The sequence below is a fragment of the Pontibacter korlensis genome (assembly GCF_000973725.1).
GTDB classification, from domain to species: domain Bacteria; phylum Bacteroidota; class Bacteroidia; order Cytophagales; family Hymenobacteraceae; genus Pontibacter; species Pontibacter korlensis.
The window spans coordinates 4,102,143-4,126,786 of sequence record NZ_CP009621.1 but is presented as its reverse complement, the minus strand read 5'-3'; the positions used below and the strand labels follow the sequence as shown (position 1 = coordinate 4,126,786).

At 46.0% G+C, this 24,644-nt stretch carries 24 protein-coding genes; 19 read left to right on the top strand and 5 right to left on the bottom strand.

Annotated elements, in window-relative coordinates; translation table 11 throughout:
- Positions 1 to 125 precede the first annotated feature (125 nt).
- On the top strand, positions 126 to 1,490 hold the full coding sequence (gene nhaA, locus PKOR_RS17780; protein WP_046312469.1) for a Na+/H+ antiporter NhaA: 1,365 nt from the start codon (positions 126 to 128) through the stop codon (positions 1,488 to 1,490).
- 53 nt (positions 1,491 to 1,543) lie between these two features.
- Here nhaA and PKOR_RS17775 read toward each other — a convergent pair whose 3' ends face one another.
- Complete coding sequence (locus tag PKOR_RS17775) at positions 1,544 to 2,467, bottom strand: universal stress protein (protein WP_046312468.1); 924 nt, start codon at positions 2,465 to 2,467, stop codon at positions 1,544 to 1,546.
- A gap of 152 nt (positions 2,468 to 2,619) precedes the next feature.
- Between PKOR_RS17775 and mbhE the strand changes: the two genes are divergently transcribed.
- The 7 genes from mbhE to mnhG all read left to right on the top strand — a co-directional run bounded on the left by mbhE (position 2,620) and on the right by mnhG (position 8,659).
- The gene (gene mbhE, locus PKOR_RS17770; RefSeq protein WP_046312467.1) at positions 2,620 to 4,926 is read left to right on the top strand and encodes a hydrogen gas-evolving membrane-bound hydrogenase subunit E; all 2,307 of its coding nucleotides are present in this window, start codon (positions 2,620 to 2,622) and stop codon (positions 4,924 to 4,926) included.
- The gene (locus tag PKOR_RS17765; protein ID WP_046312466.1) at positions 4,923 to 5,465 is read left to right on the top strand and encodes an MnhB domain-containing protein; all 543 of its coding nucleotides are present in this window, start codon (positions 4,923 to 4,925) and stop codon (positions 5,463 to 5,465) included. The genes mbhE and PKOR_RS17765 overlap by 4 nt, the downstream gene beginning before the upstream one ends.
- Before the next feature lie 2 nt (positions 5,466 to 5,467).
- Positions 5,468 to 5,824, top strand: coding sequence for a Na+/H+ antiporter subunit C (locus PKOR_RS17760; protein ID WP_046312465.1), 357 nt, complete (start codon positions 5,468 to 5,470; stop codon positions 5,822 to 5,824).
- 218 nt (positions 5,825 to 6,042) lie between these two features.
- Positions 6,043 to 7,467, top strand: a complete 1,425-nt coding sequence (locus PKOR_RS17755) for a proton-conducting transporter transmembrane domain-containing protein (RefSeq protein ID WP_235336710.1) — start codon at positions 6,043 to 6,045, stop codon at positions 7,465 to 7,467.
- Entirely contained in the window at positions 7,445 to 7,942 is a 498-nt protein-coding gene (locus PKOR_RS17750) for a Na+/H+ antiporter subunit E (protein WP_046312463.1), read from the top strand. The genes PKOR_RS17755 and PKOR_RS17750 overlap by 23 nt, the downstream gene beginning before the upstream one ends.
- Positions 7,939 to 8,208 (top strand): MrpF/PhaF family protein, encoded by a 270-nt coding sequence (locus tag PKOR_RS17745; RefSeq protein WP_046312462.1) that lies wholly within the window; start codon positions 7,939 to 7,941, stop codon positions 8,206 to 8,208. Before PKOR_RS17750 ends, PKOR_RS17745 begins: the two co-directional genes overlap by 4 nt.
- A gap of 4 nt (positions 8,209 to 8,212) precedes the next feature.
- Complete coding sequence (gene mnhG / locus PKOR_RS17740; RefSeq protein ID WP_046312461.1) at positions 8,213 to 8,659, top strand: monovalent cation/H(+) antiporter subunit G; 447 nt, start codon at positions 8,213 to 8,215, stop codon at positions 8,657 to 8,659.
- On the opposite strand, the gene PKOR_RS17735 is transcribed toward mnhG, so the two are convergent.
- On the bottom strand, positions 8,616 to 9,446 hold the full coding sequence (locus PKOR_RS17735) for a metallophosphoesterase (RefSeq protein ID WP_046312460.1): 831 nt from the start codon (positions 9,444 to 9,446) through the stop codon (positions 8,616 to 8,618). The genes mnhG and PKOR_RS17735 overlap by 44 nt on opposite strands.
- A 202-nt stretch (positions 9,447 to 9,648) precedes the next feature.
- Here PKOR_RS17735 and PKOR_RS17730 point away from each other — a divergent pair, with 202 nt between their 5' ends.
- Complete coding sequence (locus tag PKOR_RS17730; protein ID WP_046312459.1) at positions 9,649 to 11,433, top strand: chloride channel protein; 1,785 nt, start codon at positions 9,649 to 9,651, stop codon at positions 11,431 to 11,433.
- A gap of 56 nt (positions 11,434 to 11,489) precedes the next feature.
- On the opposite strand, the gene PKOR_RS17725 is transcribed toward PKOR_RS17730, so the two are convergent.
- A complete protein-coding gene (locus PKOR_RS17725) occupies positions 11,490 to 12,563 on the bottom strand; it encodes an o-succinylbenzoate synthase (RefSeq protein ID WP_046312458.1) in 1,074 nt (357 codons plus the stop codon).
- A gap of 171 nt (positions 12,564 to 12,734) precedes the next feature.
- Here PKOR_RS17725 and egtB point away from each other — a divergent pair, with 171 nt between their 5' ends.
- From egtB to PKOR_RS17700, 5 genes are all read left to right on the top strand, one after another.
- The gene (egtB, locus tag PKOR_RS17720) at positions 12,735 to 14,009 is read left to right on the top strand and encodes an ergothioneine biosynthesis protein EgtB (protein ID WP_046312457.1); all 1,275 of its coding nucleotides are present in this window, start codon (positions 12,735 to 12,737) and stop codon (positions 14,007 to 14,009) included.
- A gap of 1 nt (position 14,010) precedes the next feature.
- Positions 14,011 to 15,012, top strand: coding sequence for an L-histidine N(alpha)-methyltransferase (gene egtD, locus PKOR_RS17715; RefSeq protein WP_084694832.1), 1,002 nt, complete (start codon positions 14,011 to 14,013; stop codon positions 15,010 to 15,012).
- 99 nt (positions 15,013 to 15,111) lie between these two features.
- Positions 15,112 to 16,224, top strand: a complete 1,113-nt coding sequence (locus PKOR_RS17710) for a pyridoxal phosphate-dependent aminotransferase (protein ID WP_046312456.1) — start codon at positions 15,112 to 15,114, stop codon at positions 16,222 to 16,224.
- Between the two features lie 157 nt (positions 16,225 to 16,381).
- Positions 16,382 to 17,725: an MATE family efflux transporter gene (locus PKOR_RS17705; RefSeq protein ID WP_046312455.1), complete on the top strand. Its 1,344-nt coding sequence runs from the start codon at positions 16,382 to 16,384 to the stop codon at positions 17,723 to 17,725.
- 79 nt (positions 17,726 to 17,804) lie between these two features.
- The gene (locus PKOR_RS17700) at positions 17,805 to 18,380 is read left to right on the top strand and encodes a DUF922 domain-containing protein (RefSeq protein ID WP_046312454.1); all 576 of its coding nucleotides are present in this window, start codon (positions 17,805 to 17,807) and stop codon (positions 18,378 to 18,380) included.
- A gap of 43 nt (positions 18,381 to 18,423) precedes the next feature.
- On the opposite strand, the gene PKOR_RS17695 is transcribed toward PKOR_RS17700, so the two are convergent.
- Positions 18,424 to 19,956: an FAD-dependent oxidoreductase gene (locus PKOR_RS17695; RefSeq protein ID WP_046312453.1), complete on the bottom strand. Its 1,533-nt coding sequence runs from the start codon at positions 19,954 to 19,956 to the stop codon at positions 18,424 to 18,426.
- A gap of 242 nt (positions 19,957 to 20,198) precedes the next feature.
- Here PKOR_RS17695 and PKOR_RS17690 point away from each other — a divergent pair, with 242 nt between their 5' ends.
- Positions 20,199 to 20,534, top strand: a complete 336-nt coding sequence (locus PKOR_RS17690) for a tRNA-binding protein (RefSeq protein WP_046312452.1) — start codon at positions 20,199 to 20,201, stop codon at positions 20,532 to 20,534.
- A gap of 6 nt (positions 20,535 to 20,540) precedes the next feature.
- Here the strand turns inward: PKOR_RS17690 and PKOR_RS17685 are convergent, their stop codons facing one another.
- Positions 20,541 to 20,915 carry a DUF4296 domain-containing protein gene (locus tag PKOR_RS17685; RefSeq protein ID WP_235336708.1) on the bottom strand — a complete coding sequence of 125 codons (375 nt, stop codon included), beginning with the start codon at positions 20,913 to 20,915 and terminating at the stop codon, positions 20,541 to 20,543.
- Between the two features lie 58 nt (positions 20,916 to 20,973).
- On the opposite strand from PKOR_RS17685, the gene PKOR_RS17680 reads away from it, so the two are divergent.
- From PKOR_RS17680 to PKOR_RS17665, 4 genes are read left to right on the top strand one after another with little or no spacing between them, the layout of a single operon-like run.
- Entirely contained in the window at positions 20,974 to 21,855 is an 882-nt protein-coding gene (locus PKOR_RS17680) for a DUF58 domain-containing protein (protein ID WP_046312451.1), read from the top strand.
- 43 nt (positions 21,856 to 21,898) lie between these two features.
- Positions 21,899 to 22,759: a hypothetical protein gene (locus tag PKOR_RS17675; protein WP_148561738.1), complete on the top strand. Its 861-nt coding sequence runs from the start codon at positions 21,899 to 21,901 to the stop codon at positions 22,757 to 22,759.
- Positions 22,743 to 23,795 carry a vWA domain-containing protein gene (locus PKOR_RS17670; RefSeq protein WP_046312449.1) on the top strand — a complete coding sequence of 351 codons (1,053 nt, stop codon included), beginning with the start codon at positions 22,743 to 22,745 and terminating at the stop codon, positions 23,793 to 23,795. The genes PKOR_RS17675 and PKOR_RS17670 overlap by 17 nt, the downstream gene beginning before the upstream one ends.
- A gap of 44 nt (positions 23,796 to 23,839) precedes the next feature.
- A complete protein-coding gene (locus tag PKOR_RS17665) occupies positions 23,840 to 24,526 on the top strand; it encodes a YggS family pyridoxal phosphate-dependent enzyme (protein WP_046312448.1) in 687 nt (228 codons plus the stop codon).
- The last annotated feature ends 118 nt before the right edge of the window (positions 24,527 to 24,644 follow it).

Sequence of the window (24,644 nt, the reverse complement as noted above, 5' to 3'; positions counted from 1 at the left end):
GTTGAGCTTTAAAGGCAACCGGAAGAATAGCCTTATGCAGGCAGAGTGCTTCACTAAAGGGAGTAGCATAACTTTTAAAGTACCAGGCTCGTCATTATGTGCATGTTCAACTAAAAGAAGCAGAATTGAGCGAAACAACTACAACCAGACCCAAACTATACAATCGCATTCTGTACCCACTCCTGGAGTTCATTAGGGCAGCGTCTTTTAGTGGCATTTTGCTGATGGTGGTCACAATTATTGCAATTGCCTGGGCTAACTCCCCCTGGGCAGAGAGCTATGCTAAGGTCTGGTCTACCCCATTTACCATTGCCTTAGGCGACTATGGCCTTACCAAGGCAACGATACTTTGGGTTAACGATGGCCTAATGGCTATCTTCTTTTTTGTGGTGGGCCTGGAGATAAAGCGGGAAACAATGGTAGGTGAGCTTTCCTCCATAAAAGGTGCCGCATTTCCTGTTATGGCTGCATTGGGAGGTATGATAGTTCCGGCAGGTGTTTTCGTGCTGCTTAACTTAGGCGACGAAGGGCTGTCAGGTTGGGGCATACCTATGGCCACCGATATCGCCTTTGCCTTAGGCATTCTTACCCTACTCGGAAACCGTGCACCTTTGTCCTTAAAGCTTTTTCTGATAGCCTATGCTATAGTAGATGACATTGGCGCTGTACTGGTTATTGCTTTGTTCTATACTTCTGAAGTTAACTTTCTTAGCTTATGGATTGGCTTTCTGTTGTTTGGCCTTTTGTTGATAGGAAACGCACTTCGGATGCGCAATATTTGGGTATACATACTTATTGGGGTGATTATGTGGGTTGCCTTTCTGAAATCCGGAGTACATGCCACTATCGCAGGTATATTATTAGCTATCACTATACCTGGACGTTCCAAAATATCGGAGGAAGAGTTTGTATCAAGTACTGATGAAGTGCTGGAAGAGCTGCGAATTAGCCAGCAAGCCGAAATGTCTGATCCTGATACAAATCCCACAGATGAGGATTATCAAGGGGCAGTATACACCATAGAAAGTAATTGTGAGGAGGCGCTTTCACCCATGCACCGGTTAGAACATGCGCTACACCCATGGGTAGCTTTCGCCATTATGCCAATTTTTGCCTTGGCTAACGCAGGTATTGCCATAGATGCAAACTTAGTAGAAAACCTTAATGCAGCTCTCCCAATGGGAATTATACTTGGTCTTGTACTAGGTAAGCCAATCGGTATTTTGATGTTTTCCTGGATCGCCTCGGCTACAGGCATAGCTGCAAAACCTACGTCTTTCAACTGGCTACAGCTGATAGGTGTAGGCTTGCTTGGTGGCGTTGGCTTTACCATGTCAATCTTTATAGCCAACCTGGCCTTTGCCGACTCCCCTATGCTGCCGTTATCAAAGTTAGCTATACTCTGCGCTTCGCTTGTAGCTGGAATTATAGCTTACATCATATTAAGGTATGCCGGCAGCAGATCACCTAATAGAACAGACACAGTATAAAAAAGCCCTGGCTTTAAACTCTAAAGCCAGGGCTTTTCGTGATAGGAAGAATATCAAGGTGATAAAAGCGCATCCAGAAAGCCCATATCTTCATTGCGCTTCTTGAATACCAGCAGTGGGATGTCCATGTCGTGTCGCAAGATCTTTTCGGTAACGCTACCGAGAACAAAGAGAGCCGCTGCCGACATACCCTTGGCTCCCATAACGAGCATATCTGCTCGTAGGCGCTTTGCCTCCAGTACTACCAGTTCGCCAATATCGTCATCGCCTTCCTGTCGCACCAGCACCAACTTTGCGCGCTCACGCAGCTCCGGAAAGTGTGTAAGCAATTGATCATACTTCTGCTGTGCGAAATCACGCATGCGTTGATCAAAAGCTTCATAGGACATACCCAGGGTAATATACCCAGTAGGCACCTGGTAAGCATGCAGGCATATCACATTGATATCTGGTTTTGCTGCTGCAACCTTAAGTACCCGCTCAAGTGCCATCTCGCTGTACTCTGAGAAATCGACACTTACCACGACATTATTCAGCCTTGGCTGGAATGTTTCAGGCACAAAAAGCACGCTTATTCTACTTGTACGGAGTAACTTCTGGGCCAGAACGCCTGTGCCACGCATGCGTAGTTTACGCCCCATCAGTATCAGGTCTATGTGCTTGACTTTAGCCCAGTGTAGCAACTCCTTCACAGGTGTACCTTCCTCTACCAACACTTCAGCTTCTATATGAGGTATCTGAGAGAATACAGGTCCTACCTTCGTCATGATCATTTCCCTGATTCCCTCATCGGCAGGCACATTGTTCAACTGTAGATTTCGCATTAACTCGCCAGGAACCTCAAGGCTCTTCTCCACATGGATGAAGTACACCTTTTCTATTTGCAAGACCTGGCTTAGGAATGCCGCATAGTCTACCATTGTCTGGTCCATTGCAGTGAGATCTAGCCCCACCATCAGTCGGTTAATCGTGTTCATTGCAGTATATCGTTTGTAGGTTTGGTTCCCTCATTCACCGTCGGCTTGTCCGAGGCAGTACGACCTCCGTAACTATATAAACGCAGGCTGGTAAGTATGTTTATTAGTACATACGCCAACTGTCTTAAAATATATTTAAAAAACTTTATTTGATGCTGTTAGCTATCCTTATCGGACTTTTCGCTGCCTTTTCTGCTCCGGTTTTATACCGTTACCTGAGAAGCGCAATCGTGATTCCGATGGTACTTGTCCCGCTTGGTATTTTTGTCTATTGCTGCACCCTGTTACCCGAGGTGTTACAAGGTCATACACTGGTTCAACAATGTACCTGGGTACCGGAGCTGGGAATAAACCTGCAGTTCAGGATAGATGGCTTAAGCCTGCTCTTTGCCTTTCTTATCACCTTTTTCGGAATGCTGGTTATGTTCTACGCCAGCGGATACCTGCGTGACGATCCGCTGCTTGGACGCTTCTACCTATACCTAACCTTGTTCATGACAGCTATGCTGGGGCTGGTAAGCTCAGACAATATCTTTGGCCTGTTTGTCTTTTGGGAACTGACCAGTATTAGCTCTTATCTACTGATTGGGTACAAACAAGCAGAGAAGGAAGCGCGTGTTTCTGCCTGGCAAGCGCTGCTGGTAACAGGTAGTGGTGGGTTAGCCATGATGGGCGGTCTTCTCTTATTAAGTATTGCAGCCGGGTCTTATACCTTCACAGAATTACTACAACAGCGTGCAGCTTTACTGCAGCACACTTTCTACCTGCCGGCCGTGGTGCTCATATTGCTGGGCTGCTTCACCAAATCAGCTCAATTTCCTTTTCACTTCTGGCTACCTAACGCTATGGCAGCCCCTACACCGGTTAGCGCTTACCTGCACTCTGCCACTATGGTTAAAGCAGGTATATATCTCCTTGCCAGACTTTCGCCGGCACTTGCAGGCCCTGATGTATGGCACTACACCCTGGTGATAGCAGGAAGCCTCACAGCTATACTGGGCGCACTGCTTGCGCTGCAACATTCTGATCTGAAAGCTATACTTGCTTATACTACCATTAGTGCGCTGGGATTGATGGTAATCATGATAGGCATTGGCTCAGACTATGCCATAAAAGCCATGCTGGTATTCTTGCTGGCGCATGCCCTCTATAAAGGAACCTTATTCTTGGTGGCAGGAGGTGTAGACCACAGCACTGGCACCAGAAACCTGCATAAGTTGCACAGGCTGGGCAGCCATATGAAAATCTCGGGCTTGGCTGCCACTTTAGCTGCTCTATCCATGGCAGGTGTTATACCTTTTCTTGGCTTTACAGGAAAGGAGTTGCTGTACGAGGCGTCGCTCTCTAATTACCTTCTGCTTGCAGTAAGTATGTTTACGGGCATAACCTTCGTGACTGTAGCGCTGCTGCTGAGCTACCGTATTTTCTGGCAGAGAGGGCAAGACAAAACACCGCTTCTACATGATCCATCCTTTGCTTTATACTTTCCGCCAGTAGTACTATCAGTGGGAGGATTACTGTTGGGGATATTGGTCAGCTCTGTTTCTGCGCCCCTGCTGCAGCAAAGCTATAGGTATGTTCTTGACGACCCTGCCTTAGAGATGGAACTAAGCCTATGGCATGGTTTTACTCCTGTTTTAGGTTTAAGCTTGCTGACACTGCTACTAGGATACATACTTTTCTTAGCGCTTCCAAGGCTACAGCAGCGTTCTAATGCTCTTGCACCTATCTACAGGTATGGGCCAAATGCTTTATACCATAAGCTTTTCGAGCTCTTTCTGCATAGCTCCAAAGTGTTTATTCTTTGGCTACAGAATGGCTACCTGCGCAGCTATGTCATGTACATTATGTACTTTTTCTGCGGTTTGCTTTTATACACGCTCTGGCTCCACTCTCCTGGTATAGACATGACAGAGCGGATTTACCAGCTACACGAAATGCGGCTATATGAGCTGGTAGTGATGTTTCTTGTTATTGCAGCACTCTTCTTCCTGCTCGGTACCCGCTCCCGCCTCACCTCTATTGTGGTTATGGGGCTTATTGGTTACTCTGCAGCCTTATTTTACATCCTGTTTGGAGCTCCTGACGTTGCCACCACACAGCTCCTTATCGAAACGCTTACGGTGGTAATATTTGTGCTGCTCTTGCACAGGCTTCCAGCTTTCACCTATGTGTCACATCAGTTCAAGAAGTACAAGTTTATTGCCATTTCTGTCTTTTTTGGTGGACTGATGACCTACGTTATGTTGCTGGTGCAGCAACAAGCTGTGGATTCTGAGTTGAAGGAGTTTTATGGGCAGGCAAGTTACCTGCAGGCGCATGGCCGCAACATAGTGAATGTTATTCTGGTAGACTTTAGGGGATTAGATACACTCGGAGAGATAATAGTACTTGCCGTAGCAGCACTAGGTATTTTCTCCCTTCTGCGCCTTAACCCTGAGAAAGGAGATAAACCATGAGAACAATCATTCTAGCAACCGCGATACGATACCTGACCCCACTCTTTCTGTTATTCTCGGTTTATATTCTGCTTAGGGGCCACAACCACCCGGGCGGCGGCTTTATAGGTGGGTTAATTGGTTCTATCGCATTTGTGTTTCATGTACTGGCTCATGGTTCGGAGCGCACAGTTAATGCTTACTTTCAGTTGAATGTGTACCACAAAAGCAGGCAGGCTTACCGCAACCGCACCGAGCATATATGGAACCTGCTAAAGGCTAACACCTGGAACCGACCCAAAGGGTTTAAGGAAATTCCTTGGCGCTACCACCTGATAAAAGTGCGCCCAGCTTACATGATGGCAGCAGGCTTATTTCTGGCTGCCACAAGTGGCGTTGTAGGTTTGTTCCTTGGTAAGCCTTATATGTCAGCTCTATGGTCAGAAGACGGAATAGCCATTATTGGTGCCTTCGGAACCCCCCTGTTGTTTGACATGGGTGTGTATCTACTGGTGCTGGGTATGGTGCTAAAGATGGTCTTTACAATGTCTAAAGAATAAGCATGGAAACACTTCTCCCCATAATGATAGGCACCCTTTTCGCCACCGGGCTATACTTTATTCTGCACAGGCACTTGTTCAAAGTTATACTCGGCCTGATACTTTTTGGACTAGCCACCAACCTGTTTCTTTTTGTGATTGGGGGCATTACCAGGGGCAGTAGCGCTATCATCAGCGAAGACCAAAAAGTTGCAGCCGAGCCATACGCTGATCCGGTAACACAGGCCCTGCTACTTACCGCCATTGTGATTGGATTCGGCATTCAGGCTTTTGCCATTGTGCTTATTAGGCGGGTATACCAAACCTTTAAATCCAACAATTTAGACGAGCTCAGGAAAGAAAATGAGGAGCACCATTAGTCATGCAAATTCCATTAACTTTCTCGACTCCGATAAAAGCAATATTAAACGATAGCTAGCACCCTCCTTTTATGTCATCAGACTTGCTACTTATGCTGCCTTTGCTTGTGCCCCTTTATGGGACACTGTTGTGCCTTATGTTATGGCAGCAGGAACGCAAGCAGGCAATTACGGCGGGGCTGTCGCAGGTATTATGGCTTGCTTCAATCCTATTGCTCATGAGACAGGTGTTAGAAACAAACGTAGTTTCCACACAAGTTGGTAATTGGCCTGCACCTTATGGCATCACGTTAGTGGCAGATATGTTCAGTGTGCTTATCCTGCTGAGCGGCGCTATCATAGGGTTTGCTGTTTACTTGTACTCCTTGCAAGGGTTAGATGTCACCAGAAGGCGATTTGGCTATTTCCCGCTGCTCTTGTTGCTGCAAATGGGTGTCAGCGGCGTTTGCCTCACTGGCGACCTTTTTAACCTGTATGTTTGGTTTGAGGTGATTCTTATCTGCTGCTTTGCAATGTTAAGCCTGGGTGGCACAAAGGGTCAGCTTGAGGGTACACTAAAGTATGTCACCATCAACTTTATTGCCTCTGGCTTACTGCTAACCGGTATAGGTATTATGTACAGCCTTTATGGCTCGCTTAACTTGGCTGAGCTAGCGGTCCTCGTGCGGCAAGCAGACCACCCGAACCTGCCGCTGCTCTCCATGGCGAGCATTTTCTTCCTGGTAGGTTTTGGCATAAAGTCTGGCATCTTTCCTTTGTTTTTTTGGCTACCTGCCTCCTACCATACGCCTCCCATTTCCATCTCGGCTTTTATAGCCGGGCTCATCACTAAAGTAGGAATGTACACGCTGATCAGGCTATTTACCCTGCTTTTTGTTTCTAACTCTGATTTTATTCTACCACTTCTGGCAGTTTTGTCCGGATTAACAATGGTGATTGGTGTGATTGGCGCTGCAGCCCAGACTGATTTTAAGAAGATTCTATCATTTCATATCATCAGCCAGATTGGCTATATGCTTATGGGTTTGGCCATTTACACACCATTGGCCATAGCAGGAAGCATTTTCTTCATCGTGCACAACATTCTGGTAAAAACCAACCTGTTTTTAATAAGCGGTGTGGTGGCACAGCGGCACCGTACATTCTCCCTTAAAAGGCTCGGAGGAGTGTATCTGCTTCAGCCGACACTTGCCCTGCTTTTCCTCTTATCGGCACTAAGCTTAGCAGGCACACCGCCACTTTCTGGCTTTTGGGGAAAGCTGATGCTTGCCAGAGCGGGATTGGAGGCTGGGAAGTTCACGTTGGTAGCAGTGTCACTCTGCGTGAGCCTGATAACCTTGTTTTCAATGACTAAAATTTGGAATGAGGTTTTCTGGAAGCCAAGACCAAACACCTATAAAGCAGAAACAACTATGACCCCGGTGAACCCACAACGGCTACGTATGATCTACCTGCCTATAGTTATGCTACTTGTATTCATCTTGTTTATTGGCATTTATGCAAGTCCGCTCATTCGCTTGTCTGAGCGTGCAGCTGCGGGACTGCTGCACATCGAAAACTACACAGAAACAGTACTATCTAATAAAGGCACTGAACAAAACAGACATAAAGCGCAGGCACATGAGGTTACTTCTCATCCATAGCATACTTGCAGGTCTTATTACCTACACGTTTTTCCAGCGTGCTGATGTAGGCATAGAGTACAATGCACTCACTACCTTGATTCTTTTTTCGCTGTTAATGTCTTTGCTTTGGATCAGCTCATACTTTTACCATCGCTCCTATTTCTTTAAACTCCCAAAGCTTATTTCTTTTATCCTGTACTTCTGGAAAGAACTACTGCTAGCTAACCTTAAGATCGCACACGACATCGTAACTCCTCGTTACCGGTTACAGCCCACGGTGTTTGCATTGCCTCTTGAGGTTACTACTGACCTGGAAATTTCTATTCTGGCTAACATTATAGGCCTTACCCCCGGTACATTGAGTATTGATGTAAGTGAAGACCGAAAGCTACTCTATGTACACACCTTGTACCTGAAGCATAACGATATAGAGCAGCTAAAGCAGCACATCAAGCTTGGGTTTGAAAAAAAGATTTTAGAACTGACAGCATGAGCATATTTCATATTACCTTGATCATTGCCATGGTGATGCTCAGCATTTGTTTGCTACTCACCGCCATCCGCTTCTCGATAGGCCCTACCCTGCCTGACCGCGTAACTGCTTTTGACTTATTTGTAGCCAATGTCATTGGCATAATAATCATATACACAGAGCTAACCCAAAATGAGGACTTTATAGATGTAGCAATGATCCTGTCTCTTTTCGGCTTTCTGGGCTCTATCTCGTTTGCGTATTATATCATGAGGATAACCAAATAAGGCAATGGAAACAGGTATAAACTGGCAATTGGTAAGAGAAATTATAAGCTGCGTGTTTATCCTGGCCGGCGTATGCTTTATGTTAATTGCCTCCATAGGTTTGCTTCGCTTTCCTGATTTCTACATCAGGATGTCAGCCATCACAAAGGGAGCAACACTGGGATTAGGTTTGATTTTGCTAGGAATGGGTATCTATTTTAATCAGCCCGGAATCTTATTGAAAGTGGTGGCTATCGGGGTATTTACCTCTATCACGGCACCTGTGGCAGCTCATGTTATAGGGCGCACAGCTGTACAGAACAAAATCCCCTTCTGGGAGAAAACTGATCTCAGTGAGTTTGAAGAATACTTAGCGAAAGAGCACCTGGAGCAACTAGTTAGCCACGACAAGTATAAGGAAGAGGCGCCTAAGAGGGAGAAGCCTGCGGATGAAGCTGCTGGTAACGAATAAATGGCCTTACAGACTCTGCATAGGTATGGCGTGATACAACAGTGGTAATAACATGATCAGGATAGGTAAGCGCAGTAAGACTACCCCCAAACACGCAGCCGGTATCAATGTTAATCGTATTATTCCGCCAAATAGGCTCATGCACAGGCGTATGGCCATAAACTACAATGGCTTTGCCACAGTAATCTGCTGCCCAGTCTAAGCGCACTGGAAGGCCTTTTTCATCTGACTCTCCCGTTGTAGGGCCATAAAGGCAGAGGTTTCTTACTCCTTTTGTATTGCGCCCGTGCAGCCTTTCCTCTAAACCTGCATGGGCAACCACAAGTCTTCCTTCATCAAGAACAAGGTGGTGTGGCAGGTTAGCAAGGAAGTATTTTACGCGCTCCCGAAACACGGCATCGTAGGACTCGAGTTGTGCCTTTGTTAGTTCCAGTCCATGTCTAATCTGCACATTTCTTCCCAAAAGCATGCGAAGTAGCTTATCGTCATGATTACCGGTTACACAATAAGCAACCTTTTGCTCCACCATGTCCATTACTAGGCGCAACACTTCCGGGGAATTAGGTCCTCTATCTACTAAGTCTCCTACAAAAACAGCTTTACCGCTATCCGGGGACGAGACTAAGTATTTTACCTCATCCTTATCAAAAGCTATCTGGTACCCCAGATTCTCCAGTAGTTCAACAAGCTCCTCAAAGCAGCCGTGCACATCGCCGATAATATGGAAAGGCCCACGCTCCTCCGGGAGCTCGAGATTATAAAATTCTTGCTCTATATTATTATTCATAAATTAGTATATCTCACCTGAAATGCCCATTTATATACGTAGCCTTTAGTTAAACAGTGAAATAGAGGTTGAGGTTAGGCTACGGGTAAACATTTTTTTGGTAGGTTTAAGTTAAAAGAGTGCAAATATTAATTGGCCTTCGCCTTAGCTCTTCCTAATTTTGTAGGATCAAGTACACGATTAGATCAGGTCCTCCTGCCAAATGCCTTATTCCTATAAAAAAATAAAGATTCCTTTACTGTGGCTTCGCCGCCATACTTCCGACAGAGAGTTTATGCTAGTGTCGAGTGTGCTGGTGGGGCTAACAGCTGGTTTTGCTGCTGTTGTGCTCAAAACACTGGTGCACTACATACAGGCTCTGCTCGCTTACGGAAACCGCTTGTTAGACCAACCCTACTGGCTGGTTGTTTTCCCGCTGATAGGAATTCTTCTGACGGTACTGGTGGTGACCTTTTTCTTCCGGGGAAGTATTGGGCGGGGTACCGCTAATATACTCTACAATATTTCACAAAAATCGAGCCTGGTTGAGCGACACAAGATGTACTCTCATGTACTTACCAGTGCCATTACAGCAGGCTTTGGGGGGTCGGCTGGTCTGGAGTCTCCTATCGTGGTCACTGGTTCGGCAATTGGTGCTAACTACGGGCGGGAGTACCACTTAAATTACCGTGATAGAACTTTATTACTCGCATCTGGTGCCGCAGCCGGTATAGCTGCTGTGTTTAATGCTCCCATAGCAGGGGTACTCTTCGCCATCGAGGTGCTGCTTACCGATATTAGTATTTCTGCATTCATTCCTCTGATTATCTCTGCAGTGGTCGGAGCTCTTTGCTCGAAGATAATTCTACAGGAGGACATTCTTTTCAACATCGGCCAACGTGAATTTTTTGCTGCTGAGCACGTGCCTTTTTATGTGTTGCTGGGAATCCTTTGCGGCATGGTATCAGTCTATTACACCCGCACAGCCCTACGGGTAGAGGAGCTATTTGAGGAGTATCAAACAAAAATTTTAACCAGAGCCATTGTAGGTGGTGCTTTACTAGGCCTGCTTATTATGCTGTTCCCGCCACTTTTCGGAGAAGGCTACGATAGTATCCGACTGCTGGAGGCTGGGCATGCAGAGCAACTCTTACAGGATAGCTGGTTAGCTTTTTTCGGCACAAACGAGTGGCTTATACTTTGCTTTGTTGGCGCATTGGCACTGGTTAAAGTCTTTGCTACTACCATAACCATTGCCTCAGGTGGTAACGGTGGAAACTTTGCCCCTTCTATGTTTGTAGGGGCCAGTACCGGGTTCTTTTTCTCCCGTCTGGTAAACCTGCTTAACATCAGCAATCTGCCTACCAGCAGCTTTGCTATGGTTGGGATGGCTGGCATACTTAGTGGGGTTATGCATGCACCGCTTACTGCTGTCTTTCTAATTGCTGAAATCACCGGTGGTTATACTTTAATGATTCCGTTGATGATAGTGGCAGCTTCTTCTTTTGCCCTGGTGAAGTATTTTGAGCCCTACTCGCTCGACACGAAGAAGCTGGCTCAAAAGGGGCAGCTGCTCACGCACAATAAGGACCGCACCATCCTGCGCATCATGAAGATTCGGCACCTGATAGAGACTGAGTTTCAGCCGGTTTCGCCAGAGGCAACTTTGGGTGAACTGGTGGAGGTTATTGCGCACTCCCGCCGTAATTTATTCCCGGTCGTAACTGCAGGCGGAAAGCTGGATGGTGTTATACTTCTTGAGAATGTACGGGAAATCATGTTCAAGACTGAAAAGTATGAACTGGTAAAGGTAAAGGAGCTGATGGTGAAACCTCCTGCCACCGTGCAGTATGATGATAGTATGGCCGATGTAATGAAGAAATTCGATGAGTCTGGTGCCTGGAACTTACCTGTACTTCATGGAGATGAATACCTGGGCTTTGTTTCTAAATCCAGTATTTTCACCAAGTATCGCAGGCTTCTGATCAAGACGACGAATGTGAGCTAAGCTTTCAGCCTTCATTGTAGAGTGGTGTTTATGTAAAACAGCCATAGCTCAATAGATCATAGGCTTATCTCCCATTCTTTTTCATCCTCATACCACAGCTCTCCATTCACAATATGCAGCGGCGAAGGAATGTTATTGTGATAAAGTTGGCCTGTACCCAAGCCTTGGGGCTTAGTAATGTTGTGCGCTGCAGCAAACTGGCTAATGGCATTTAGCCCAATGTTCGACTCCAAGGCGGAGGTCATCCACCAGCCAATGCCGCGCTCTTCTGCCATTCGTATCCATGCTGCACTTGCCGTGAATCCTCCTACTAAAGTTGGTTTCAGGATGATGTACTGCGGTTTAACTGTCTCCAATAGTGCTGCCTGCAGCTGTGCATCCTGTACCCCGATTAGCTCTTCGTCCAAGGCAATAGGTACAGGGGTATAAGCACAGAGCTGCGCCATCTCTTGCAACTGCCCCTGCTTGATGGGTTGCTCTATTGAATGCAGCTCATACTTTGCCAAACGCTCCAGTTTCTTGTAAGCATCCTGAGGCGAAAAGGCACCATTAGCATCTACCCGTACTGTTAACTGATCTGCACCTGCCACTTCTCTTATACTTTGCAAAATCTCAAGCTCTGTCTTGAAGTCGAGGCTACCGATTTTGAGCTTCAGGCAACTGTAGCCTTCTTTCAGTTTCTTTTCGATCTGCTCCTGCATAAACGACCTGTCTCCCATCCAGATAAGCCCGTTTACAGGTATTCCCACCTCCCCACGGCTGAAGGCATTATCAAAGATTTGGCGTTTGCCGCCATGCTGAAGGTCCAGCAATGCTGTTTCAAGCGCAAAGCGCAAAGCTGGCCATTCCTGCAGTTCTAATTCCTCTGGCAGTTCCCCTCCTGCTTTCAGCGCTACTTTACCTTTATTCACCAGGTCAACAACCTGCTGAAGCTTCTCTTCCAAATCCGGTCGAAAGTCTATACTTAAACCCGCTAAAGGAGCACATTCACCCAAGCCATAAACGCCGGGCATAGAAGGTTTCCATACTTTTAAGAAATATACCTGGTGCGTTTTTATGGCTCCACGGGATGTACGGGCATCAAACTTAAACTGTAAAGTATGCGGGCTAAAGCTAAGATGAAGGCTCATGTTTTTATACTATATGAGGTGGCAAGATAAACCATTCCTGCCGGATTTGTCGTAAATGAGGAACGAAGTACAAATTCAGCTACTAAACTATATATTCAACCTCACTTTAACTCAGAGCTTTAAGTCTGCTCTAACCATTCACACGCCACTGTGGCCTAAACTTAAGCATCCATGAGTACGCTAACCGCATCCGCCTCACAAACACTTCTGCTGCGTTACCACCACACACGTGCGCGTACAGAAGCAATTTGCAAACCACTGGAGCCTGAGGATACAGTTGTGCAGCCTATGGTGGACGTGAGCCCGCCCAAGTGGCACATGGCACACACCAGCTGGTTTTTCGAGACACTTATACTTTTGCCTCACCTTTCAGGATACAAGGTGTTTCACCCGCAATACGCTTACCTGTTTAACTCCTACTACAACAGCCTCGGAAGTCGAGTACTACGCCACCAGCGAAGTACTATTACTCGTCCGCCATTGCGAGATATTTATGCTTACCGTCAGCATGTTGATGAGCATATACATAAGCTACTACAGCAAACACCTGAGGAAGAGCTTGTCAAGTTTCTGCCTATCTTGGAGCTGGGGCTGCAGCATGAACAGCAACATCAGGAGCTGCTCATAACTGATATAAAGTATATTTTAGGCACCAATCCTCTGCTCCCTACTTATAAAGAGCAGCCAGCGGGAACAATCAATTCAGACGCTACTCCGGGAAAGTTTTTAGAAGTGCCTGGCGGCCACTATACAATCGGCTATACTGGTGAGGGCTTTTGCTTTGATAATGAGCAAGGAGTACATGAGGTTCAGATTGATGATTTCGAAATCATGAATCGCCTGGTTACCAATAGAGAGTTCCTTGAGTTTATGGAGGACGGTGGCTATAAAGACTTCAGGCATTGGTTGGATGAAGGATTTGCGCTGGTAAACCAAAATCAACTAGAAGCGCCACTCTACTGGATGAAGCAGGATGATGAATGGCACCGTTTCACCATGCATGGGCTACAGAAAGTTAACCTGAACGACCCTGTTTGCCACATTAGTTTTTACGAAGCCGATGCTTATGCTAATTGGGCTGGAAAGCGCTTACTTTCTGAATTTGAATGGGAGGCAGCCTCACAAGTATACCCACCGCAAGAGGGCAACTTTGTAGAAACCGACTTACTGGAGCCTTCTGCAGCGAACCCTGCTATTGAGGGGGTGCAGCAGCTCTTCGGTGACCTGTGGGAATGGACTTACAGTGCTTACCACCCTTATCCTGGTTACAGCAAAGCGCTTGGTGCCGTGGGAGAATACAATGGGAAGTTTATGATTAACCAGATGGTGCTGCGAGGTGGCTCCTGCGCCACACCAGAAAGTCATATCCGTACCACCTACCGTAACTTTTTTCACCCGGACAAACGCTGGCAATACAGCGGCATAAGACTAGCATCCAGAAGGTAATATGATAAAAAACGAGAGTGTTACTGAACTTGTAAATCAGCAGGTAAGTATTCCGGCAAAGGTTGCCTTTGCTCGTGATGTGGATGAAGGTCTTAGCAAGGAGCAAAAAACACTTCCCTCCCGCTATTTTTATGATGGAACTGGCAGCAGGCTTTTTCAGCAGATAATGGAGCTGCCTGAGTATTACCTTACCCGATGCGAGCAGGAAGTATTAACAACTAACAAGCAGGCAATGGCGGCTCTCTTTGCCCGCGGGAGTTATTTTCACCTGATAGACCTTGGTGCTGGCGATGCCTTGAAAACTAAAGTACTTTTAGCAGAGCTCACGCAACAAAAGCTGGCTTTTGATTATGTTCCTGTAGATATATCAGGCGATGCCATGCAGCAGTTATCAAAAAGCCTGCACAATGAAATTCCTAACCTAAAAGTGGAAGCAGTAGTTGGTGAGTACTTTCAGTCGCTGGATTGGCTACAGGAAAATAAAAGTGAAAGAAAAGTCGTACTGTTTTTAGGCTCCAACATCGGCAACTTTGAGGAACCTGAAAGTATACGTTTCCTGACAAGTGTGCGCAGTTACCTGCAACCCGGAGATCAGCTCCTTATGGGTGTTGACCTAAGAAAGGATCCAGAGATGATACTGAAAGCTTATGACGATGCCTCGGGTATCACGGCTGCTTTCAACCTTAACCTGTTGCAGCGCATAAATAAAGAGTTGGGCGGAGATTTTAACGTCAATCAGTTCCGACATTATGCCATGTACAACCCGTTAGAGGGCGTGATGCGCAGCTTCCTGATTAGTCTGTCAGATCAAGATGTACATATACAGGGATCAAACAAAACGTATCATTTTAATGCTTGGGAAGCCATACATACAGAGAACTCCCATAAATACACAATCCCTCAGATCAAAATGCTGGGCCAGTTGTGTGGTTTCAGAATAGAGAAGGTGTTCTATGACAGTAAGCAGCTCTTTGCGGATGTGCTTTTCGCTGTTGACCAGTAAAGAAATTCATGCACATGGTGTTTAATTCCTTAAATAGTATTCTGCTATCTTTCACCTCATAAACCCTATCTTATACCACAAATACGCTATAGGCAAACCATGGAAATAATCTCACTTGCTGCTGGTAGCAGTTATTTTAAATCACCCACCACGGCTACCAATGCTGCCATTACGGCTTTACAAAGTGGCCAAACAACCTACGGACCAACTGAAGGAATTCTAAAATTACGCAGGGCCATTAGCAGCAAGTATAAAGCAGAAGGCATAGAGGTACAGCCCGAGCAGGTGCTGATAACCCCGGGTGTCAAACAGGCGCTTTACAACCTGTTTATAACACTTCTTCGGCAGGGTGATGAGGTGGTGGTGCCTACCCCCGCTTGGTTTGGATTTCATGAACTGATAAGGTACAGCCCAGGTAAGCTTGTTCCATTACCTACTCACTTAGCGGAAGGCTATAAACTTATGCCAGAGATGCTTAGTAGTGTACTTACTGAGCGCTCTCGTATACTTCTGTTAACTAACCCTGGAAACCCTACGGGCCGTATTTATACAAAAGAAGAACTGGAAGCTTTGTTAGAGGTTACTAACCAGTACCCAAACCTTTATGTCATTTGCGATGAAATATATGACCTTGTTACTTACAGCAGCCCTGTTACTTGTATCCTTACCTGTAAAGGGGCAAAAGCGGCGAGAACAGTCGTCGTAAACGGCTTCTCAAAATCTTTCGCTATGTCTGGCTGGAGGCTTGGTTTTATACTTGGCCCGGCGGACTTGGTAAATAAATGCATCGATTTTCAGGGTGCTACACTCTCTGGGGTGAGTACTTTTATACAGGAGGCTGCTCTGGCCGCCTTAGAAGCCTGTGATCAGGAGTTGGCTCCGATGCTGGAAATGCTGGAGCAAAATCGAGAGATAATGCGAGAAGGCCTGGATGCAATACCGCATGTAACATACTTCTTACCTGAAGGAGCCTATTACTTTTTCCCGGACCTGAGCTACTACCTAAACCGAACAAGTATAACCGGCGCACAACTTAAAACAACACCTGACCTCTGCCGCTATCTACGTACTTGCTACAATTTAGAACTGGCTCCCGGAGATAGCTTCGGTGTGCCTGGTCATGTACGTATGTCATTTGCCGTTGAAACACACCGTGTGAAGGATGCTATGCAACGCCTCCGCCAGGGGCTTGCCCTTCTATTAGCAGATTAAGCACTTGCAGGGATTAACTACAACAGGTTAGGGCTAAAATTTCGGGTATAGATAAGACCATAGCTATCAAGCCTATACCCTTTATCTTTATTCTTCTGCGGTTAGTGTCGGTAAATTGTGCTAATTTTGCGGCCATTTACTCCAGATTTTGCGCCGCATGGATACTGTTGCATATAAAAAACACTTTTCCAGAAATTTTATACTTGCCTACCCAGTTGTGCTTAGCCAGTTGGGGCATATACTGGTTAGTGTATTCGACAGCTTGATGGTAGGCCAAACGGGTACTATGCCTCTTGCTGCGGCCTCACTTGGCAATAGCATCTTTACCATCACCCTTGTATTTGGCCTTGGTGTTTCCTACAGTATTACACCTTTGATTGCCGCTGCCGATGGCCGCCGTAATTACACCCGCATATCTCTTCTGCTTTTAAATGGACTAGTATCAAACATACTGCTGGGGATTTTGCTGTTCATTGCCGGGTATTTTCTGTCGCCTTACATCACGGTGCTTGATCAGCCGCCAAAGGTTGTTGAGCTGGCGATTCCTTATATCAATATTCTGTTCCTGTCCATGGTGCCGCTAATGGTATTTCAGGCCTTTCGGCAATTTGCTGAAGGCTTATCGCTTACGCGGCAGGCTATGTATATTTCTATAATCGCGAATGGTCTGAATGTGGTGCTTAATTATATCCTGATCTTTGGTAAGTTAGGTTTTGAGCCCATGGGTATCCTGGGAGCTGGCTGGGCAACTTTAATCTCAAGAATAGTAATGGCTATAGCCATGGCAGCTTGGGTGCTTTACGCAAAGCGTTTTGAGGTTTTCCGCCACTTCTTAAAACTGCGCCACCTCTCGTTCATCCACATGTACCGGATATTTAAGCTGGGACTTCCAATATCCGGACAAATGATTTTTGAAATGGGTGCTTTTAGCTTTTCGGCCGTAATGATTGGTTGGCTGGGTGCCAAAGAGCTTGCAGCACATCAGATTGCCATAAACGTGGCTTCTGTTACTTACATGATGGCTAGTGGCATAGCTGCTGCTGCAACCATCCGTGTTGGGAATCAGAAAGGCCTGGGCAACTATAAAGATATGCGCATGGCAGGCTACAGCAACCTGGTGATGGGAATCATTTTTATGATAGGCAGTGGTCTTTTGATGATACTCTTCAAAAACGTTATTCCGGTACTGTATATAGATGATCAGGAAGTAATACAGTTAGCATCAGGATTACTTATCATAGCGGCTCTATTCCAAATCTCTGATGGAGTTCAGGTGGTAGGCTTAGGTGCCTTACGTGGCCTTGAAGACGTACGAATTCCTAGTTTAATTTCGTTATTGGCTTACTGGGGAGTGGGACTGCCAGTGGGATACATCCTTTGTTTTAAAGCCGACTTTGGTGTAAACGGAATTTGGCTTGGTTTGCTAGTAGGGCTTTCCGTAGCAGCCGTTTTACTTACACTAAGGTTTAAAGTTTTAAGCAAAAGACTGTTAGTCAGGTAAAGTACAAATTTAGGGCACTTTTTAGATTTGGCTGCTGTTCCCCCTCCAGAAACAGTATCAACTTTTAGCCGAAGTCCTGATGTTTACGATTACCCTTTTCCTGTCCTTATGGACAAGATTACTGCAACCAGCACTGCATGCGGATGCATCTACTGACAAAAGTAACACTTCAAGCTCCTCCTTTGATAATGCTATTACAGAGCAGGTTACATGGTCTGTAGATCGCAGGCTTACCTGGAGCGATTTCAAAGGCATGCCCGATGATGCTAACCCTCATCACGCTCTCACAGCTGCTAACTTGGCTGTTAATGCGGGGTGTAAAAACAATCAGTATACCTACGAAGTTAAATGCGTTTTCCTGCCACAGCAGTCCTGGACCAAGAACAAAACATCTGAAAAATTACTGGCGCATGAGCAACTGCATTTCGATCTTACCGAGGTACATGCCCGACAACTGCGCCAAGACCTACAACAGCTTACTTGCTCCAACCTGAAAGGCAACCTAAGCACTGTAGTTAACAATGCTTTTAAGAAGTGGAAAGCAGAGCAGGACCTTTTTGATGAAGCCTCCAGACACGGTTTAGATAAAGAGCAACAGCAAGCTTGGGCCGCCTCAATAAATGAGCGTCTTAATAAGCTAGAGGCTTACAAGTAGGGTCTACCTATAAGCCTCTAGCTGCACAAACTTCTATAATAAATTACTTAGCCGGGCCCAGATCGGTATTGGCTGGGCCTGTCACTACTTTCCCGTACGGATCAAAGCGTGATCCATGGCATGGGCAATCCCAGGAGCTTTCTACACTGTTCCAGCTAACAACGCAGCCTAAGTGCGGACATACCGCTGAATGCTGATGACGTACCCCATTTGGGTCGCAGTAGACAGCAACTTTAGTAGCGCCTTTTCTTAAAATACGACCAGTACCTGGTAGCACCTCCATCTGATCATCTACCTCACCAGGGGTAATATGGTCCTTCATTTGAACTGCTACATTCAGGTTCTCTTTCAAGTACTCCCCTACACCTTTAAGTCCTGATCGACCCGGATCATACAACTTTGCCCAAGGGTTAGGTCGTTCCATAATCAGGTCTGTGATAAGCATGCCGGAGATGGTACCGTGTGTCATACCATGGCCAGAATCACCTGTTGCTATGTACACGTTATCTTCGTCACCAGGATTTCTGCCTATAAAAGCAAGCCCATCTACAGGCTCATATACTTGGCCAGACCAGCGGTAAATTACCTGTTCAGCCATCGGGAATTTTAGGCGTGTCCAGCGCTCTAGCTCTTCAAAACATTCTGCCGGGTTATCATGCTGTCCTGTCTTATGATCCGCACCACCTACAATCAACAAATCAAAGGTCTCGTCTCCCGCTGTTTCTTTCTGCAAGCGCACATAGTGGTACGGATCTTTCAAATCCCAATACAGCGCGTCCGGAACTGAGTCTTTTGGAACTTGTACTCCTACTACATAAGTGCGGTAAGGAGCTTGCTTAGTATGAATAGCAAACTTATCGTTAACAGGTGTATTAGTCGCCACCACTAAATGATTTGCTGATATGGAATGACCTTCTGTTGTAATAGCCGTGGCGACAGCACCAGATTTGAATTCTTTAACGTGTGCACCGGAATAAATCTGCCCCCCTTTATCCTGAATCGATTTGGCCAGCCCATTCAAATACTTCATAATATGAAAGCGGCCCTGGTTAGGAAAATGCAGGCAAGGATAGGTTGATAGGGAGTCTACAGGGCAATGCTTACGCAAAACAACCTCTGGCCACCCTATCTGCTGAACCGCCTCTAACTCCTGCATCAGTTTATCCTGTTCCTCCGGAGATGTTGCAATCAGGTAACCATCAACCCGGTGAAAATCGCAGTCTATATTTTCCTCTTTTGCAATCTGCTCAATTTTGTCGATGGCACGGGCATGGCTCTGGCAGGCAAGGCGGGCACCATCCTTCCCAAAAAGCTTGATCAGGTTGTAATACTGCTCGTCTAAAGCATTTGAAAGGTGAGCCGTAGTGCGACTACTTTCCCCACCCCCTATTTCTTTTGATTCCAGCACCACGACCTTTTTTCCTTCCCTTGTCAGCAGGTAGGCAGTGGTTAGCCCCGCTATACCTCCGCCAACCACACAAACATCACAGGCTATGTTTTCGCGCAGCACTTGTCTGACAGGTGCTTGCTCATGGTTCATCCAAACAGGTAGAGTGGCTCCGGATTCCTTTTTCATAGTTTTGTTTTGTACAAATGGCAGATTACAGTGCTTTACTTAGGCAGCAAAGCCGGATGCATAGGATTACGATGCAGAGGTGCTTATGTTGCTAAACAGGCTTTGAGTAGTAATAAGCTTATATTTTATACCTGTAGATAAGCATTATCAGTAGGTGTTTTTGGTGCCGTTCCATACTTATACTTATCTTCATCCCGAGATATAACTAAACCATTTGAGACATGCATGCACCTGAACAAACGATGGAACAGATAAGCTGGCAGGAATTTGAAAAAACAGATATACGTGTCGGTACTATTGTAGCTGCAGAAGACTTTCCGGGGGCGAGAAGGCCAGCCTATAAACTACAGGTCGATTTAGGGCCACTAGGGATAAAAAAGTCGAGCGCACAAATAACCAAGCTCTATACAAAAGATGAGCTCGTAGGCAAACAGGTGCTTTGCGTAACCAACCTGGGCAAGAAGCAGATTGGCAGCTTTATGTCAGAGGTACTAGTAACAGGATTCGCTGATGAGAATGGTGCTATTGTACTTGCTCAACCTGCCAGTAAAGTGCCTAATGGCAGTAAGTTAATGTAAGAGGTACTACTGCTGGGCTTGTTCAGGGTTACTACCCGATTTGATCTGAGCCTTAGTTTCGCGCATGCTCAAGGTATCAACTACTGTTTCGTAAAGAGCATCCATTTCCGCCAGGTTTTTCAGGTAATAGTTATAAGAATCCTTGAACTGTTGTTGCGTAACATCATACTTCTCAAATATTTCCTGTTGCTCCTGGTTGAATATCATCAGGGCCGTATCTGGGTAAACTACCTTGGTTTCTATGAGTGCCTCTATGGTATGAATATCCGCCAGTATGCTAACCATTTTGTCTTTTGGTATCCTATTGGACGGCTTTTGTCCGTTCTCGCTCTGGCAGCCAAGCAGGCTTAGGCAAAAAAGTATGTAGAAAAGTTTTTTCACGGATGCATATTACGAGTTTATAGCTTAATTTTAAAATCAGACTGCAGTTTACCTTTTCATGAAAGAGCTTGTAAAGAAGCTACGAAAGTACGAAATACGCATCCGAAAGGCCATCACTACTCAAATGCAGGGAGATTTTCATTCTGTATTCAAAGGTACAGGCCTGGAGTTTGATGACGTAAGATCTTACCAGTATGGTGATGATGTACGCTCCATAGATTGGAACGTATCGGCCAAAGGCCATGGTACTTTCGTGAAAACTTATCGGGAGGAAAAAGAGCAGTCTGTTTTTCTGATGCTGGATGTCAGTGCTTCGCAGCGCATAGGTACTGGCCTGCAGCAAAAGCTGGATGTGGGAAAAGAGATCTGCGGGGTACTGGCTCTGTCAGCTGCACGGCAGCAAAGCCAGATAGGCATAATCTGTATCTCAGACAGAAAAGAAAAGTACCTGAAACCTGCCAAAGGTATACAGCAGGCTTATTCCATTATCAAAGCTGTTAGCGAATTGGAGCCTAAATCTGCTAAAACGGATCTGGCAGCTGGTATAAAACTCACGCTCGACATCATCAGGCGCCGCAGCATTATTCTGCTCCTCTCCGACTTTATAGACATCAACTATGAAAAAGAGCTAAGTATGCTGGCTCGTCGCCACGACTTAATTGTATTGCACCTGCGCGACATCCGGGAGCAGCAGTTGCCGCCAATGGGTATAGTGCCTATACTGGATAAAGAAACTGGCCGTACCGTCTGGCTAAACACATCGGGAGAGGAATTCCAGAAAAGATACCTGGCGCAGTACCAGGAAAATCAGGAGCAACTCATGCGCCTTTGCCAGAAGTACCAGGCAAATTACCTTGCTATCGATACAAACGAAGATTATGTGCCACAGCTGGTAAACCTGTTCAGGTTACGGAATAAGTCTACAAAGAAAAGTGCATAAACTGCTTATACTTCTGCTGCTGTGTTTCTATTACTCGGCAGCTATGGCACAACAGCCGCAACAGCCTGCAGGCAGCTTTAGCCGGGATACCGTTCGGCTCGGAGAGTTAGTGCAGTATACGCTGGTGCACCGCCACCCGGATTCTATGGAAGTTGTTCTGCCTTCCGCAAAGTTCAACTTCGCTCCTTTTGAGCTGGTGCAAAACAACTATTTCCCTACCAAAACGAAGGACGGACTTAGTACTGATAGTGCTGTTTATACTTTGCGAACTTTCGAAACAGATGCAGTACAGCAACTATCGTTACCTGTGTATATACTTCGCGACCAGGACACGCTGCACCTTTACGCACCTACCCGTGCAGTTCATCTACAGCAAATGGTGCAGTCTGTCCAGGAGCCACTAATCGTTCGTGCCGACACGACGCTATTACCGGTTGAGGAGCGATTTAACTGGCCTGTAATGCTGCTGTGGCTCGTTACAGTTGTAGCGTTTGTAGGTTTAATTTGGCTTGTTTTCGGACAGTCAATCAGGCGCAGGTATAAGCTGTACCGTTTACGCAAAGACCATATTTACTATACATCCCGCTTCAATTCTCATAAAGACAGGTTCCAGAAATCCGGAGTACAATCCAGCCTCGAAAAGGCCGTGTCGCTTTGGAAAAACTATCTAACGAAGCTGGAGCGAAGCGCCATCAACTCCTTCACAACAAAAGAGATTGTGGAATTTTATAACGACGATGAAGAAGTGAACACAGCACTCCGCATCTGCGATAAGGCCATCTATGGTAACCTACAGACAGAGTCGGAAGGTGAAGCCAACCTTGCACTAAGTATGCTGCGCCGCTTCTCGCGAGAGCGGTACCAATTACACCGGGAACAGATTAAGAATGCTAGAACTAAATAGTGATTTATGGGAATGGCTGAACCCGGAATGGTTTAGTATAAGCACACTCCTTTCATTTGATTGGGTATACCCAGTGGCACTTTATGCTTTGCCGGCTATACCTTTGCTGTTCTTGCTGAAGTCCATACTGCGCCGTAACACCCGCATTAAGCTTGATATGGCCCTTTTTGAGGGGCGGGTAAGCTGGCAGTGGAGCAGCCTGTTGCGCTTTGTGCCACGTATCATTTTCATGCTTTTTACAATACTGGTAATTTTAGCGCTGGCAAGGCCTCAACGGGTAAATGAGCAGGTGGAACTTACATCAGAAGGTATCGACATTGTGCTGGTACTGGATGTGTCTGGTTCTATGGAGTTACAGGACTTTAAGCCAAACCGCCTTGAAGCTGCTAAAGAAGTGGCACTCAACTTTATAGATGGGCGTGTGCAGGACAGGATCGGTATGGTTGTTTTTGCCGGCGATGCCTATTCGCTTGCACCACTTACAACAGACTACGACCTGCTGCGCGAAAGTATAAACTCTATTGGCTTTAAGATGATACCAAATGATGGTACAGCTATCGGTAGTGCCCTGGCGGTAGCCATTAACCGTATGCGGGATTCTGATGCCAAGAGTAAGGTGATTATTCTTATCAGTGATGGAGAGAATACAGCCGGGAGTCTTGACCCTGAGCTGGCCGCCCAGTTGGCCTATGGATATGGTATAAAACTTTATACCATTGGGATTGGTAAAGATGGGCAGATACCGTACGACGTTGATGGCTCTGGCCAGATACTGTATGTAGAAACGCTGATGGATGAAACAAACCTGCGAGAAATCGCACAGATCGGCCAAGGGCAATTCTTTAGGGCAGACTCTAAAGATGCCTTGCAGCAGGTGTTTCAAAACATCAACCGGCTGGAGAAAACAGAGGTTACTGAAAAGCGTTTCCGCGATACCCGTGACTATTATCAGGTGTACCTAAAATGGGCATTGCTACTACTACTCATCTGGATGCTCCTGAAAAACACCTTTTTAGCCAATGTGCTGGAAGACTAACTAAACCAAGCACTACAGAGATACAAAAAGAACCTATAGAAACTATGAGCATAAAAGAGAACATTTTATACTTCGACGAACAGCTAAAGAATACTCCTTGCCGCCTGGTGGGCGTATCCAAAACACATCCTGTAGAAGTCATCAAAGAGGCTTATGATGCCGGACACCGTCTTTTTGGTGAAAACAAGGTACAGGAACTGATAGATAAATATGCAAAGCTTCCGCATGATATAGCCTGGCACCTGATAGGCCACCTGCAAACAAATAAGGTGAAGTACATTGCAGAGTTTGTTGATACCATACAGTCTGTTGACAGCCTCAAGCTTCTGAAAGAGATAAACAAGCGCGCTGAGATGTTTGGCCGAACACATCCAATTAACTGTATGCTTCAAATTTCTATCGCTGACGAGGAAACAAAGTTTGGTATGACACTGAAAGAAGCCGAGTCACTAGTACAGTCAGAAGAATTCCGCAGCATGCACTACATTCGCCTGACGGGTGTGATGGGCATTGCAACCAACACAGACAATGAGGAGAAACTTCGCCAGGAGTTTCGTCAATTGCGTAGCTGCTTTGACCGCTTAAAAGAAACCTACTTCTTCGCCAATAACGACTTTAAGGAGATATCTATGGGCATGACTTCGGATTGGAGAATAGCAGTTGAAGAAGGAAGCACCATGATCCGGGTAGGCAGCGGCATCTTTGGTGCCAGAGACTACAGCAAGAAATAAGGACTTAGCAGCGAAGTCGAGGATATATCTATAGGTACTGCTACTTGTTAAGTAATTGTAAAGTATAGCTCCTGAGGTTTTATTTCGATGCAGAGTACCTCATTTTTGTGCCAGAACA